General features: G+C 68.1%; 14 protein-coding genes. 10 read left to right on the forward strand and 4 right to left on the reverse strand.

The genetic code is table 11. From position 1 onward, the window contains the following. Nucleotides 1-50: 50 nt before the first annotated feature. The 4 genes from cyoD to ACU0BR_RS04590 are packed head-to-tail and all read right to left on the reverse strand — an operon-like array spanning nt 51 to nt 4,283. Complete coding sequence (gene cyoD / locus ACU0BR_RS04575) at nt 51-401, reverse strand: cytochrome o ubiquinol oxidase subunit IV (RefSeq protein ID WP_446155670.1); 351 nt, start codon at nt 399-401, stop codon at nt 51-53. Continuing rightward, the gene (locus ACU0BR_RS04580; RefSeq protein ID WP_446155671.1) at nt 398-1,021 is read right to left on the reverse strand and encodes a cytochrome c oxidase subunit 3; all 624 of its coding nucleotides are present in this window, start codon (nt 1,019-1,021) and stop codon (nt 398-400) included. Before ACU0BR_RS04580 ends, cyoD begins: the two co-directional genes overlap by 4 nt. Then, entirely contained in the window at nt 1,018-3,138 is a 2,121-nt protein-coding gene (locus tag ACU0BR_RS04585; RefSeq protein WP_446155672.1) for a cbb3-type cytochrome c oxidase subunit I, read from the reverse strand. Before ACU0BR_RS04585 ends, ACU0BR_RS04580 begins: the two co-directional genes overlap by 4 nt. Then, nucleotides 3,135-4,283 (reverse strand): cytochrome ubiquinol oxidase subunit II, encoded by a 1,149-nt coding sequence (locus ACU0BR_RS04590; RefSeq protein ID WP_446155673.1) that lies wholly within the window; start codon nt 4,281-4,283, stop codon nt 3,135-3,137. The genes ACU0BR_RS04585 and ACU0BR_RS04590 overlap by 4 nt, the downstream gene beginning before the upstream one ends. 361 nt (nt 4,284-4,644) lie before the next feature. Between ACU0BR_RS04590 and ACU0BR_RS04595 the strand changes: the two genes are divergently transcribed. From ACU0BR_RS04595 to ACU0BR_RS04640, 10 genes are all read left to right on the forward strand, one after another. Beyond that, complete coding sequence (locus ACU0BR_RS04595; protein WP_446155674.1) at nt 4,645-4,986, forward strand: NADH-quinone oxidoreductase subunit A; 342 nt, start codon at nt 4,645-4,647, stop codon at nt 4,984-4,986. Further along, complete coding sequence (locus tag ACU0BR_RS04600; protein WP_446155675.1) at nt 4,977-6,077, forward strand: hypothetical protein; 1,101 nt, start codon at nt 4,977-4,979, stop codon at nt 6,075-6,077. The genes ACU0BR_RS04595 and ACU0BR_RS04600 overlap by 10 nt, the downstream gene beginning before the upstream one ends. Further along, the gene (locus ACU0BR_RS04605) at nt 6,074-7,018 is read left to right on the forward strand and encodes an NADH-quinone oxidoreductase subunit H (protein ID WP_446155676.1); all 945 of its coding nucleotides are present in this window, start codon (nt 6,074-6,076) and stop codon (nt 7,016-7,018) included. The genes ACU0BR_RS04600 and ACU0BR_RS04605 overlap by 4 nt, the downstream gene beginning before the upstream one ends. After that, nucleotides 7,015-7,740: an NADH-quinone oxidoreductase subunit J family protein gene (locus ACU0BR_RS04610; protein WP_446155677.1), complete on the forward strand. Its 726-nt coding sequence runs from the start codon at nt 7,015-7,017 to the stop codon at nt 7,738-7,740. The genes ACU0BR_RS04605 and ACU0BR_RS04610 overlap by 4 nt, the downstream gene beginning before the upstream one ends. Continuing rightward, nucleotides 7,737-8,042: an NADH-quinone oxidoreductase subunit NuoK gene (gene nuoK / locus ACU0BR_RS04615; protein WP_446155678.1), complete on the forward strand. Its 306-nt coding sequence runs from the start codon at nt 7,737-7,739 to the stop codon at nt 8,040-8,042. The genes ACU0BR_RS04610 and nuoK overlap by 4 nt, the downstream gene beginning before the upstream one ends. Continuing rightward, a complete protein-coding gene (locus ACU0BR_RS04620) occupies nt 8,039-9,295 on the forward strand; it encodes a proton-conducting transporter transmembrane domain-containing protein (protein ID WP_446155679.1) in 1,257 nt (418 codons plus the stop codon). Before nuoK ends, ACU0BR_RS04620 begins: the two co-directional genes overlap by 4 nt. Beyond that, entirely contained in the window at nt 9,253-9,987 is a 735-nt protein-coding gene (locus ACU0BR_RS04625; protein ID WP_446155680.1) for a hypothetical protein, read from the forward strand. Before ACU0BR_RS04620 ends, ACU0BR_RS04625 begins: the two co-directional genes overlap by 43 nt. 4 nt (nt 9,988-9,991) lie before the next feature. After that, nucleotides 9,992-11,491 (forward strand): complex I subunit 4 family protein, encoded by a 1,500-nt coding sequence (locus ACU0BR_RS04630; RefSeq protein ID WP_446155681.1) that lies wholly within the window; start codon nt 9,992-9,994, stop codon nt 11,489-11,491. Nucleotide 11,492: 1 nt separating this feature from the next. Further along, the gene (locus ACU0BR_RS04635) at nt 11,493-12,914 is read left to right on the forward strand and encodes an NADH-quinone oxidoreductase subunit N (protein ID WP_446155682.1); all 1,422 of its coding nucleotides are present in this window, start codon (nt 11,493-11,495) and stop codon (nt 12,912-12,914) included. A 357-nt stretch (nt 12,915-13,271) separates the two neighbouring features. Next, the gene (locus ACU0BR_RS04640) at nt 13,272-14,864 is read left to right on the forward strand and encodes an ABC transporter substrate-binding protein (protein ID WP_446155683.1); all 1,593 of its coding nucleotides are present in this window, start codon (nt 13,272-13,274) and stop codon (nt 14,862-14,864) included. Nucleotides 14,865-14,981 lie beyond the last annotated feature (117 nt).

The raw sequence follows: 14,981 nt of genomic DNA on the forward strand, positions 1-14,981 counted from the left end.
AGGAAAACGACTGGCGCCGCTTTCGCCCAGGGTGCGGGCCATGTCCAGACCTAGGATGGCATCCGTTCGGCCAGGCTGGCCATGATCCAGATCGTGCCGCCGCCCATCATGATCAAAAGCAGCGTCGAAAAGAGGATCAGATGCAGATCCTCGCGGGCCTGCCCCTTCAGCCGGATATGCAGGAAAAAGCGGAAATGCACCGCCATCTGCACCACCGCCGCCACCGCGATGATCCAGCCCACTGTCCAGGGGGTCAGCGCCTTGGTCCAGACCAGCACGAAGGGCGGCACCGTCAGCAGCAGCGCCAGCGCATAGCCGATCAGATAGGACCGAAGCTCGGCGCTGGCGGTTTCCTCTGCCATGCCGGTTTCGTCGGGCTCGTCGTTCCGCTCGTCGCTCATAGCAATCCTTTCAGAAACACGATGCTGAAAATCGCGATCCACACGATGTCGAGGAAATGCCACAGCACCCCCAGCCGCAGCAGGCCCGTCTTGACCTGCCTGTCGACCCCGTGGACCACCATCTGGCCGATCAGCATCACCATCCACAGGCTGGCCGTGGCCACGTGCAGCCCGTGCAGCGGGACCAGCGACCAATAGGCCGACAGGAACCCGCTGCGGTCGGGCGATCCGCCCTTGTCCAGCATCTTGGCGAAATCCCGCAGTTCCATCCCCAGGAAGGCAAGGCCCAGCAGCAGGGTGATCCCCAGCCAGATCAGCATCCGCCCGGTGCCCTTCTCATGCTTCATCGCCAGCGAGGCCATGCCGAAGGTCAGGCTGCTGGTCAAAAGCAGCATCGTCTCGATGAAGACCGGGCGGATCTCGAACAGATCCTTGGGACCGGGGCCGCCCGCCAGCGCGCCCTCCATTACCACATAGGTGGCGAAGAGCAGTCCGAAGACGATGGCGTCGCTCATCATGAAGACCCAGAAGCCGAAGACCTCGACCTGGGCGGCGTCGTGAGCGTGGCCGTGGCGTTCGTCCAGGTTCAGGCCCGGATGGCGTGGCTTCTGCTCGCTCATGGGTGGCCCTCCTGCGCGGCTGGGATGGCGTGGCCGCGGTTGGCGGGGGTGCGTTCCTGCCCGCGGTCGATGCGCGGGGTGGCGGCGATGCGCGCCTGCCACGCCTCATACTCGGCGCGCACCTCCTCCGCCGGGATCAGCTTGACCGTGTCGCGGGCGAAACCGCGCGCGATCACCGCGCCCAGCACGACAAGCAGCCCGGCCGTCACCATCCACCAGATGTACCACACCAGACCGAAGGCCAGCACGACCGAGGCGACCGACAGCACCGGCCCCAGCGTGCTGTTGGCGGGCATCTCGATGTCGTGCCAGCGCCGCGGCGCGGTCTGGGGCCCGTAGGCCGTGCCCGCCTCCTTGCGCGCGGCGAAGGGGTCGAGATCATCGACCACCGGCAGCCGCGCGAAATTCCACTCCGGCGGCGGCGCCGAGGTCGACCATTCCAGGCTGCGCCCGTCCCAGGGGTCGCCCACCGGCACCGCCAGCGCCGCACGGTCGCGCACGCTTTGCCACAGCTGCACGCAAAGCGCGACGAACCCCAGGACGATCAGGCACGCCCCCAGCAGGGCCACCAGCGTGTAGGGCAGATAGGCGGGTTCGGCGAAGTCGAGCATCCGCCGCGGCATCCCCAGCAGCCCCAGCCCATAGAGCGGAAAGAACGCCAGCATGAACCCCAGGCTCCAGCACAGGGCGGCGACATAGCCCCAGCGGTCGGCCAGCCGGAATCCGAACGCCTTGGGAAACCAGAAGGTATAGCCCGCCAGCATCCCGAACAGCGTGCCGGGGATCAGCATGTTATGGAAATGCGCCACCAGAAACAGCGTGTTGTGCACCTGATAATCGACGCTGGGGTTGGCCAGCACGATCCCCGTGGTGCCCCCCACCACGAACAGCAGCACAAAGCCGATCGCATAGACCATCGGCACGGTGATGCGCACCCGGCCGCGCACCATCGTCAGCATCCAGTCGTAGATCTTGACCCCCGTGGGGATGCCGATCAGCATCGTCGCGATGCCGAAGGCCGCGTTCAGCGCCGCATCCTGCCCCATGGTGAAGAAATGGTGCACCCAGACCGTGAACGAGAGCACCGAAATCGCCATCGTGGCGATCACCAGCGAGGTATAGCCGTAGAGCCGCTTGCCCGAAAACGTCGAGAAGACTTCGGAATAGACCCCGAAGGCGGGCAGGATCAGGATATAGACCTCCGGGTGTCCGAACAGCCAGAACAGGTTGGCATAGTTCATCATGTTGCCGCCCATCGTGGTGGTGAACAGATGAAACCCGAGGTAGCGGTCCAGCGCCAGAAGCGCCGTCGCCACCGTCAGCGGCGGCATGGCGAAAATCATCAGGATCGAGGTGCACAGCGCCGTCCAGGTAAACAGCGGCATGCGGAACAGATGCATCCCCTCGCAACGTTCCTTGTAGATCGTGACGGCAAAGTTGATGCCCGTCATCATCGTGCCCAGCGACGACAGCGTGACCGCCCAGATCCAGTAATCCGGCCCCGCGCCGGGGCTGAAGCTGCGCTCGGTGAAGGGCGGATAGCCCGACCAGCCGCCGGTGGAAAACGGCTGCAGCACCAGGCTGATCATCACCAGCACCGCCCCCGCGATCGTCAACCCCAGGCTGACCGAGTTCATCACCGGGAAGGACACGTCGCGCGCGCCGATCTGAAGCGGCATGACATAGTTGATCAGACCCGTCAGGAAGGGCATCGCCATGAAGAAGATCATGATCGTGCCGTGGGTCGAGAAAAACTGGCCGAAATGTTCGGGGCTCAGGAACCCGCCGCTCAACCCGACCGCCTGCTGGCTGCGCATCAGCAGGGCCTCGACCAGGGCGCGGGCCAGCATCACGAAGGCCAGCACGATATACATGATGCCGATCTTCTTGTGATCGACCGAGGTCAGCCATTCCGACCACAGCACCCGCCACCAGCCGCGCCGCGTGACCACCCAGATCACCGCCAGCCCGCCCAGGACCACCAGCAGCGCGGCGAAACTGCCGATCGTGTCGTTGATGATATTCTCGCGTGTGGGGTTGGTCAGCATCCGCCAGAACGGCAGCGCATCGCCGCCCAGGCGCCCCAGCACCGGATGCCAAAAGCCGCTTTCAGTCATTCGAGGCCCTCCGCAGCGCTCGGGTTGGGGGCCTCGGGGCCGCCCTTGACGACCGTGGCGAAAAAGCCGTCGGGAACGGTCGAGAAATGAATGATGCCCGGATCCGCCACCGGCTGCGGCTGCGGCTGCCCCGGTATCGGGGCGGGGGCGTCAGGCGTGAGCGCGGGCGCGGGGTCCGGGCTGGCCTGCCCCGGCGCCGCTGCCCCTCCGACCGCGGCCAGCTCCTCCAGCAGGGTCGCCGCCTCTCCGGCCGATCCGCGCTGCGCCACGATCGCATAGCTCTGCGCATCCAGCGCGACCGGGGCATTGCGCGTGGCCTCCACCCAGGTCCGGAACGCCTCGGGCGTCATCGCGGTCGCGGAAAACGACTGTTTGTGAAAGCCCTTGCCGTTGTACTGGGCGTTCATGCCCCGGAACCGCCCGGGGGCGGAGGCCGCCAGATGCAGACGGCTCACCATGCCGCCCATCGCATAGACCTGACTGCCCAGCGACGGGATGAACAGCGATTGCAGCACCGTGGCCGATGTCATCTCAAGCGCGATCTGCCGGTCGACCGGAAACGCGAGATCATTGACTGTGGCGATGCCCAGATCGGGATAGATGAACAGCCATTTCCAATCCAGCCCGACGACCTGCACCCGCATCGGCGCCAGCGCGGCGGCCCCGGCGCCGGACGTCTGCGTCGCGGCCGCGGGCAACGGGCGCCACGGGTCCAGCGCGATGGTGTTGCGCCACAGCGCCACCGCCAGCACCGCCACCAGCACCACCGGCCCGCCCCACACCAAGAATTCCATCAGCCAGGAAAAATCCCACTTCGGGCGATAGGCCGCGCGTCCGCGATAGCGATAGCGCCACAGGATCAGAGGGGTCAGCACGAAGATCGGCACGATCACCAGCAGCATCACCGCCAGGATGAAGCCGAAATGCGCCCGCTGCTGCGCCGCGACCGGCCCCTGCGGATCGAGAAAGGTGATGTGATCCTGTGTGCAGCCCGACACCGCCAGCACCCCTACCGCGGCGACCAGCGCCAGCGCCCGGCGCAGGCCCGTCCTCGATTCACGGCCACGCCCCGCGTGTCTGCCACGTTCCGCAATGGGGCGGCGCGATGGCGTTGCGGGGATTGCCTCGGGGTCTGTCACGCTCAATTTCGTGCCCTGCCTCTGTCTGCGTTCCTGCCTTCGGCGACGGCGCCTCCACTTCCGGCCGGGGCCGCCGGTGAACCTCGCCCGGGTGGCCCGGGTGCCACGCGGGACGCAGGGCCAACCGGCTGAAATCACGGCCTGCCGCGCCACATCCGACATCGCCGCAACGACGCCGTACCCTGTCGGTTCCGTTCAAGTAGCACGCGCGCGCGGATAAAAAACAAGATTTTTCACCCGCGCGCCCATAGCCCGTACCGCCTGCCGGATAATATTGCACCGGCTCCAGCGCTGGACCCCCTTGCCTTTTGCGGCTGAGGTTCCACCCTTTGATCCGTAGGCACAAGATTTCGTGAACGGAGGGTTCATGTCGCCATTCCTGATCTCCGCCCTGTCGATGGCGGCCGCGGCTGCGCTGACCCTCGCGCTTGCGGGTATGGCGCGCGCGGCCTCGACCTACCCGCAGGGCGCACCCTATCTTGGCGGCGGCACGGCCCGGACCCACGCCTGGCAGCGATATCATTTCCGCCCCTACCCGATGACCATGGTGTTCATCGCCTTCGAGATGGAGATGATGTTCATGTACCCTTGGGCCGTCGTTTTCGTGACCGAGGGCCTCAAGGCGATGATGGAAATGGGCATGTTCCTGGCGATCCTGTCGGTGGGGCTGCTTTACGGCTGGCGCGAGGGCGCGTTCAGATGGCAATGAGTGCGCTGCATCGCTGGGCCGCACGCGCGGCCGTGCCCGTCTATGCCTGTATCGGCCCGGGCTGGCTGCCCCGTGCCGAGGCGCTGCTGGCCGATCCGGCGTTGCGCCGCGCCGCCACGCCGCGCGAGGCCGCGTTGCTGCTGATGCTGGGCCCGCTGCCCGACGACACCGCCGAGGCCCGCGACCGGCTGCACGACCAGCTGGCGCATCCGCGCCGCACGCTCAGTTTCACCGACAGCGCCCCCGACGTGTCCGATCTGGTCGCCGCCTATGCCGATCTGCTGGAAAACGATGTGGCCGAGCCCGACCGCCAGCCCGACCAGCCGCCCAACGAATGGCGCGGCGTGGGGCCGAACAGACAGGGCGGCAAGGGGATGATGGGGGGCGTGCCCTATGGCCGCCCGATGGCGATGACCGACGACGATCTGCGCGACGGGCTGACGCTGGATGCCTATGCGATGCGGGTGGGGCCTTTCGCCTCGATGCTGCCGCCGGGGCTGGAGCTGTCGCTGACCCTGCAGGGCGACGTGATCGTCAAGGCGCGGGTCTGCGCCGCGCCCTTCGCCCAGCCCGAAGAGGCCGACGCCCCCGCCGCCTGCGCCGCGCGGATGCTGCGGCTGATGGGCCTGCCCGCCGCCGCCGCACGCGTGATCGCAGGCCGCAGGCCGATCGCGCCGGGGCTGCTGCGCGCCCTGCCGCCGGGTCTGGGACAGGAGCAGGACCACGATGCCCGCGCCAGGCTACGCGCCTGGATCGACGCGGCGACCGCGGGCAGGCGCGATGCGGCTGCGCCCGCCGATGCCCACGGCGGCATATCCGATCTGGCGCGGATGCTTGTCGGGCTGGAATGGCATGAGGCGGTGCTGGCGCTGGCCTCTTTCACGCCCGACACGCTGTGCCGCGCCGCCGGCGCGTCGATCGAGGCCGCCCGCGCCGAGGAGGAAGCCGAGCAGCAGGACGGCGGGACGGAACATGGCAACATGGAGCATGGCGGGATGGTCCACGCCAGCATGGGCCACGGCACCCGGTCCGGCCACACCGACCAGGGCCACGACATGAGCAGCCACAAGATGCCGGAGTCCCCGCAATGACCGCCCCGCTCTCCCCCGCGCTGGTCGTGCTTGTGACCCTCGCGCTGCCGCTGGTGCTTTTGTCCGGGGCGTGGCTGGGCGCGGTGCTGGACCGGCTGAGCCTGCGTCTGCTGGGGTCCGCGCCTGCGGGCGGGCTGTCCCCGCTGGCGCCGCTGCGCGCGGCCGCGCAGCTGCTGACCCGCCAGAGCATCACCACCGAGGCGCCCGACCGGCTGACCCGCGCGGTGGCGCCGGTGCTGTATCTGGCGCTGGCGGCCATCGGCATGTCGGTGGTGCCCTTTGCCCCCGGGGCGGCGGCGCTGGTGGAAACGCCGGTGGGCATCGTCGTCTGGGGCAGCTGCGAGGCGCTGATCGTGATCGCCGTCTTTCTGCACGGCTGGTCGCCCAACGCGCCCTTTCCGCTGATCGGGGCCTATCGCTATGCCGCCATCGGCCTGCCGATCATGCTGCCCTCGATGTTCGTGCTGATCGCCGCCGCGCTGCCCGCGCAATCGCTGTCGGTCAGCCGCATCGTCGCCTCGCAGGCGGAGATCTGGAATGTGGTGCGCCAACCGCTGGGCCTGCCGCTGTTCATCCTGGTCGGGCTGACGCTGACGCTGCGGGGGCCGTTCGACTATGCCGACAGCGCCGATCTGGCGGGCGGCACCTCGGCCGAGGAAAGCGGCGCGGACCGGGCGCTCTGGCAATTCGCACGGCTGGCAATGCTGACGGCCTTCAGCGTGATGGCGGCGGCGGTGTTTCTGGGCGGCCCGCTTGGCCCGGTGCTGCCGGGTCCGGCGTGGCTGCTGGTGAAGGCGGCGGCGGTGATGGCGGTGACGGTGATGGCGGGGCATATCTTCGCGCTGATGCCGCCCTCGCGGATGCTGAGCTTTCTGTGGGTGGTGATCCTGCCGCTGTCGTTCCTGCATCTGCTGCTGGCCGGGCTGGAGGCGCTGGCATGACCGAATTTTCGATCCTCGCGCTGGCGCTGCTGGCCATCTGGTCGGGCTGGCGCGTGTTCCGGGTGGATTCGATGATCCGCGCCACCTTTGTGCTGTTGCTGTCGTTCGTCGCGGTGGCGGGGATCGGCGTGCTGCTGGCCGCGCCCTATCTGGGGGTGGCGACGGTGTTCATGATGGCGGTCGAGATGATGGTGATGGCCATCTTCATGATCGCCTTCATGATGAACCCGGCCGGTCTCAACCCGATGGAGATGGTGCATCAGAAGCCCGTGGCGCTGATCGCGGGCTGGGTCACCTTTCTGGGCCTTTCCGCCGCCATCCTGCTGAGCGATCTGCCGGATCTCGCGGTGCCGGACGACAAGCGGCCGGTGTTCGATCTGGGGCTGGAGCTGCTGGGGCCCTCGATGCTGATCTTCGAGACGGCGGGCGTGACCCTGCTGGCCACGATGGTCGGCGCGGTGATCCTGTCGGCGCGCAGCGGGCGCTATGGCACCGCCGACACCGGATCGCGTCCGCCCGGTCTGGTCGCGGGCGGCGAACCCGCCGGTCGCAAGCCCGAACCGGGCGGCGGCGGTCACGGTGGGCATGGTGGCCACGGTGGGCATGGAGGCCACGGTGGGCATGGAGGCGGCGACGGCGAGACCGACAAGAGCGCCCATGAGGATCACGGGGGCCATGGGGACCACGGGGGTCATGACATGAAGAAAGGAACGCACGGATGACGCTGACGATCGTTCTTCTGGCCGCCGCGGCGCTGATGGGCATCGGGGTCTATGGCGCGCTGTCGCAGCAAAGTTTCGTCATGCTGATGATGGGGCTGGAGCTGATGCTGAACGGCGGGCTGCTGGCCGTCATGGGGTTCTGGTCCCAGGGCCTGGGCGGCGCCCCCGAGGGCCAGCTGCTGGGCATCATCATCATGGCGGTGATGGCGGTCGAGATGTCGATCGGCTTTGCGCTGGTGGTCGCGGTCTATCGCAAGCGCCAGGCCGACATGACCGAGAGCCTGGGGACCCTGAAGCAATGATCTGGCTGCTGACCCTCCTACCCGCGCTCGGCGGGCTGGCGCTCTGGGCGCTGGCGGCGCGCTTGCCCGCGGAACAGCAGCGCGAGGCGATGGCCCGCGCGGTGATCGGCGGCGCGGCGGTGGTGATCTGTCTGGCGACGCTGGGCGTGGCACTGGCCCTTGCGCTGGCGCCGGACAGCGCGCAGGGGCAATTCGACTGGGCGCCGGGGCTGCCGCTGCTGGCGCGGCTGACGCCCGGCGCGGCGATGATCGCGGTGTTGACTCCGCTGGTCGGGACCTGCGTGGTGGCCTTCGCCTCGATGCATCAGGAGGCGCAGGGGCTGGCGCGGCTGACGGGTCTGTTGCTGGTGTTCATGGGCGCGATGGAGCTGGTGGTGATGGCCGGGGATCTGGTCACCCTGCTGATCGGCTGGGAAATCATGGGCGCCTGTTCCTGGGCGCTGATCGGCCACGAATGGCGCAAGCGGGGCGCGATGGGCTCGGGCGGCTACGCCTTCGTGATGACGCGGGGCGGCGATCTGGGGCTCTATGCGGCGCTGATCGCGACCTTTGCCGCCACCGGGCGCGCGGATTACGCCGCGCTGGGGCAGCTCGACGGCGCGGCGCAGGCGATCGCGGGGTTCGGGCTGCTGCTGGCGGCGGCGTCCAAGGCGGGCCAGCTGCCGTTTTCGCCCTGGCTGATGCGCGCGATGGCGGGGCCTACCTCGGTCTCGGCGCTGCTGCATTCGTCGACGATGGTGGCGGCGGGCGCCTTCCTGATGGCGCGGCTGCATGTCTATCTGGCGCCGGTGCCGGGGCTTGGCGCCACGCTGGTGGCGGTGGGTCTGGGCACCGCACTGGCGGGCGGCGTCGTGGCGGTGGTGCAGCTTCATGCGAAAAAGGTGCTGGCGGCCTCGACCTCGGCGCAGCTGGGGCTGATGTTCGCGGCGGTGGGTGCGGGCTATCCCGGCGTCGCGCTGCTGCATCTGGTGATCCACGCGCTGTTCAAGACACCGCTCTTCTTTGCCGCGGGCATGGCCCATGAGGTCGCAGAAAGCTACGACATGCGGCGCATGGGCGTCGGGCGTGCCCTGCCCTGGGTTCCCTGGCTGAGCCTGCCGGTCGCGCTGGCGCTGGCGGGCGCCCCCCCTTGGGCGGCGGCTGGACCAAGGAGGAGATCATCGCGACACTCGCACATCTGTCCCCCTGGCTGGAGGCCGCGGGCCTGCTGGTGGGCGGTTTGTCTGCGGCCTATGCCACGCGTTTTTTCGTGATGGTGCTGGGGCCGCGCGGCGCGCACGAACGTGGCGCAGCGCGCCGCGTGGAAAAGACCGCGCTGGCGGTGCTGGTCGCGCTGAGCCTGCTGGCGTCCCTGCTGTGGGTGCCGCAGATCGAAGAGGCCGTCGTGGGGTTTCTGGGCGCCACACCCCCCGAAATCACCTTGGCGGAGCTGTTGACCTCGATCCTGGTGCTCGGGCTGGGGGTGGTCGCGGGTCTGGCGCTGTCGCATGATCCGGCCCCCCACCCGGCGGCGGACTGGTTCGGTCTGCCCTTGCTGATCGAGCGCGGAATAGAGGTTCCGATGCAAGGGCTGGCGATCCGCGCGGCGCGCTTCGACGATGCTTGGATCGACGCCCTGCCGGACGGTACGGGGCTGCTGGGTCCCGGCGTGGGCCGGGGCCTGGGGCGGGCCGACGCGCGGCTGCTCGACGGGATGTCGCGGCGCGGGCGCGGCGCCTTCGTCGGCATGGTCGGCGGCGCGGTCTGGCTGGCGCGGGCACTGGCCCGCCACAGCGCCCGCGAGGGCGAACAGCTGAGCGATCTGATCCCCGGCGGCACCGCGCGCGGCGCAGGTCTGGCGGCAAGCGGAGCGCGGCGGCTTCAGACCGGCTATTCTCATCATTACTATGTCATCATCGCGGCCGGCTTTCTGCTGGGCCTGCTGATCCTTCTGGCGGGAGCCTGAGACCATGCTGAGCCTTTCCATCCTTATCCCCCTGCTGGCCGCGCTGGCGCTGGCGCTGATGCCGCGCCTGTCCGAAGCGGCGGCGCGCGCGATCGCGGTGCTGGCCGCCGCCGCCTCGCTGGCGCTGCTGGTGCTGGTGTGGGTCGGATTTACCGCGGGCGCGGGCTTTCAGGCGGTGCAGGAAATTCCCTGGGTGCCCTCGCTGGGGATCGCCTGGCGGGTCGGCGTCGACGGCATGTCGCTGGCGCTGGCGCTGCTGAGCGCGCTGATCTTCCTGGCCGCGACGGCCTGGCCGATGCCCGAACTGTCCCGCCCGCGGGCCTATTACGCCTGGCTTCTGTTCCTGACCGGCGTGTCGCTGGGGCTGTTCCTGACGCTGGATCTGGTGATCTTCTACGTGTTCTTCGACCTCAGCCTGGTGGGGATGTATTTCCTGATCGGCCGCTGGGGGCATGGCGACGCGCAGAAGGCGGCGCTGAAGTTCTTCATCTACACGCTCGCGGGCTCGCTGCTGATCCTGATCGGGATCATCGTGCTGGTGCTGGCGCTGCCCGAGCTTGATTTCGACATGCGCCGTCTGATCGCGCAGACCCCGCTGGCGGGTGGCGGGATCACCGCGTCGCTGGTGCTGCTGGCGTTTCTGGCGGGCTTTGCGGTCAAGACGCCGCTGTTTCCGCTGCACACCTGGCTGCCGCCCGCGCATGTGGACGCGCCCGGGCCCGCCTCGGCCATCCTGGCGGGGGTGCTGCTGAAGATGGGCACCTACGGCATGATCCGCATCCCGTTGCAGATGATGCCCGACACCTTTGCCCGCTGGGCGCTGCCGCTGGCGATCGTGGCGCTGATTTCGATCCTCTGGGGGGCGTTGGTGGCGCTGGGTCAGGGCAATCTGAAACGCCGGATCGCCTATACCTCGGTCAACCACATGGGCTATACGGTGCTGGGCATCGCGGTGGCGGGCGCCGCCATCGGACCCGAGGCCGCGCGGACCGCCGCGCTGAACGGTGCCATCGTCGAGATGATCGCCCACGGGCTGATCACCGGGGCGCTGTTCCTGATCGCGGGCAGTTTCTGGGCCCGCACCGAAGATTACGAGATGGCCCATTACGGCGGGCTGGCCGGACAGGCGCCGCAGCTGACGCTGCTGACGGTGCTGGCGGCCTTTGCCTCGCTCGGGCTGCCGGGGCTGGCGGGGTTCGTGGCCGAGCTGCATATCTTCATCGGCGCCTTCGCCGTCTATCCCTGGATCGCGGCGATCGGGCTGCTGGGGCTGTTGATCACGGCGGCCCTGTTCCTGCAAATGCTGCGGATGGTGTTCTTCGGCGATCTGCCGACCGAGCGGGCGGGCTTTCCCGACCTGTCGCGGATGGAAATCGCCTGTCTGGCCGGGCTTTTGTCGCTGGTCGTGCTGATCGGCATCTGGCCCGCCTGGCTGCTGGATCTGATCGACGCGGGCGGGCTGATCGCCGCGCCCGCCGTCCCAGCCCTCAGCGTCGGAGGCTGACATGCCGATCGGCGATCTTGGCCCCGAACTTGCCGTCCTGATCGCGGCAGTGCTGACGCTGCTGCTGGCGATGGTGCTGCCGCAGCGCCGCCTGGGGCTGTGCCTGTGGCTCGCGCTGGCCGGGCTGGCGGTGGCGGGCGTGCTGGCGGCCGCGCAGCTGGGCGCCTGGCGGATGACCTTTTCGGGGACCTTCGCGCTGGATGGCGCGACGATCTGGGCGCGGCTGCTGATCCTGGGGGCGACGGCGCTGTGCCTGCTGCTGGCGCCGCGCTGGTTCGCGCGCGACACGCGGCACGGCGAATTCTATGCGATGGCGCTGTTTTCCACGGTGGGCGCCATGGCCATCGCGGGGGCGGCGGATCTGATGCAGCTGATGATGGGCGTGCTCTTGTCGTCGATCACCGGCTACGTGCTGGCCGCCTATCACCGCGACTGGGAGATCTCGGTCGAGGCGGGGATGAAGTATTTCCTGCTGGGCGCGCTGGTCAACGGCGTGATGGTGCTGGGGATCGTGTTCGTGCAGGGCACGCTTGGCACCACCGATTACCAGATGCTGGCGGCGGGAGGGCGCGGCGCCGTATCGGGCGCGCTTGGCCCACTCAGCCTGCTGGGGGTGATGCTGGTGCTGCTGGGGCTTTTGTTCAAGCTGGGCGCCGTGCCCGCCCACCCTTGGGTGCCCGATGTGACCGAAGGCGCCCCCGTTCCCGCCGCCGCCTTTCTGACCACCGTGCCCAAGATCGCGGGCGCCGTCGCGATGTTCCGGCTGGTGCAGATGCTGCCCGCGGGCCCCGCCCTGGGGCTGAGCGTGGCTATCTTTGCCGCGGCCACCATGACCTTGGGCAACCTGGCCGCGCTGTGGCAGGACGACCTGCGCCGCCTGATCGGCTGGTCGTCGGTGGCACAGGCGGGATACGCGCTGATGGCCGTGGCGGTGGCGGGCCGCGCGCCCGAGGCGCTGCCTGCGCTGCTGGTCTTCATGGGGGCCTATGCGCTGGCCAATATCGGGGCGCTGGCGCTGGTGGCCGACATGCGCGGGCGCACCGCGCTGGACGACTGGTCGGGGCTGGGCCGCCGGATGCCGGTGCATATGGCGGCGCTTGGCGTGGCGTTCCTGTCGCTGGTGGGCATCCCGCCGCTGCTGGGCTTTTTCGGCAAGTTCGCCCTGTTCGTCGCCACGCTGGAGGGCGGCATGGCCTGGCTGACGCTGTTCGGCGTGGCCAATTCGGTGCTGTCGCTGTTTTTCTATCTGCGCGTGCTGGGCAAGATGCTGTTCGGCACCGCGACCCCGGACGCCGACGTGCAGCGCCTGGGCGGCGCGGCCTGCTGGGTGATGGTCACCGCCACGCTGCTGGTGGGCCTTGGGGCGCTGGGTCTGGGCGCGGTCTGGACGCTGCTGCCGGAGGCGACGCTGCCCCTGCCCTGACCCGCCGCCGACAAAGTGCCGCGACGTAAATTTCCGATCCCGCCCCGCCCCCGCCCCGCGGCGCGCCTGTCCCGGACGCCCCGCCTGCGCCGGGCGAAAGAAAAATCCGGTCGCACGCGGCACGCGAAATTTTCACTTCTTCCTGGCGGCTGCGCATTCAGGAATTTTTATTCCTGCCGCCGCGGTTCCGCAGCCCCGGCGCGCGCGCCGCGCGCCGTCCGCGGGCCGCGGCGCGGCGCCCTCAGATCTGTTGCCCATGCGATACATATCTGTAATGGTTCGGCTATCGACAACACCGGCCCCGCTGTCTGAAAGGGAAACAATCCCATCCGGGCGCCGCACATCAGGGAGATGAAAATGTCACTGAAATCAGTCCTATTCGCGGGCAGCGCGCTGCTTGCGCTGGCGACGGGCGCCGCCCAGGCGCAATCGCTGGTCTATTGCTCGGAAGGCAGCCCCGAGGGTTTCGACCCCGCGCTCTATACTTCGGGCACCACCTTCGACGCGTCGTCGCATACCGTCTATAACCAGCTGGTCGAGTTCGAGACGGGCTCCACCAAGGTGCTGCCGGGTCTGGCCGAAAGCTATGAGGTGTCCGACGACGGGCTGGAATACACCTTCAAGCTGCGTCCGGGCGTCAAGTTCCACAGCAACGACCAGTTCACCCCGACCCGCGATTTCAACGCGGATGACGTGATCTTCACCTTCGATCGCCAGCGGCTGAAGGATCACCCCTACAACAAGGTATCGGGCGGGTCCTGGGAATATTTCGATTCCATGTCGATGCCCTCGCTGATCAAAAGCATCGAAAAGGTCGACGACCTGACCGTGAAATTCGTGCTGTCGCGCCCCGAGGCGCCGTTCATCGCGAACATGGCGATGGATTTCGCCTCCATCCTGTCGGCCGAATACGCCGACGCGATGATGAAGGCGGGCACCCCCGAGATGCTGAACCAGCAGCCCATCGGCACCGGGCCCTTCACCTTTCAGGCCTATCAGAAAGACGCCGTCATCCGCTATCTGCGCAATGACAACTACTGGTCCGATCCCGCCAAGGTCGAAAGCCTGATCTTCGCGATCACGCCCGACGCATCCGTGCGCTATCAGAAGCTGCAGGCGAACGAATGCCAGATCATGCCCTATCCGAACCCCGCCGACGTGCAGGCGATGAAGGACAACGCCGACATCAAGGTCGAGGAGCAGGAAGGCCTGAACGTCGGCTATCTGGCCTATAACACCAAGGTCGCGCCCTTCGACAATCCCAAGGTCCGCAAGGCCCTGAACATGGCGATCGACAAGCAGGCCATCATCGACGTGGTGTTCCAGGGCTCCGGCCAAATCGCCAAGAACCCGATCCCGCCGACGATGTGGTCCTATAACGACGCCGTCAAGGATGACCCCTTCGATCCCGAAGCCGCCAAGAAGATCCTGGAGGAAGAGGGCGTCAAGGATCTGTCGATGAAGATCTGGGCGATGCCGGTACAGCGTCCCTACAACCCCAACGCGCGCCGCATGGCCGAGCTGATGCAGGCCGATTTCGCCAAGATCGGCGTGAACGTCGAAATCGTCAGCTATGAGTGGGGCGAATACCTGGACCGCTCCAAGGCCGAGGACCGCGACGGCGCCGTTCTGCTGGGCTGGACCGGCGACAACGGCGATCCCGACAACTTCCTCGGGGTCTTGCTGTCGTGCGACGGTGTCGGCAGCGCGAACCGCGCGCAATGGTGCTATGAGCCCTTCGACAAGCTGCTGGTCGAGGCGCGTCAGCTGAACAGCCAGGATGAGCGGGCCAAGCTTTACGAAGAGGCGCAGGTCATCTTCAAGGAGCAGGCACCCTGGGCCACGATCGCGCATTCGGTCGTCTTCATGCCGATGCGCAAAGAGGTCGAGGGCTATGTCGTCCACCCGCTGGGCGGCCATCTGTTCGACAACGTCAGCCTGGCCAAGTAAGCGGCCCGCACAGGCGACCGGACGCCCCAGGGCGTCCGCTTGAAAACATCTGTCCGGGGTTGGCAACCGCCCCGGACACCCCGCCCGGAGACACCCCCGCATGACCGACCGTTTCGC

It is taken from the genome of Brevirhabdus sp. (assembly GCF_052826345.1).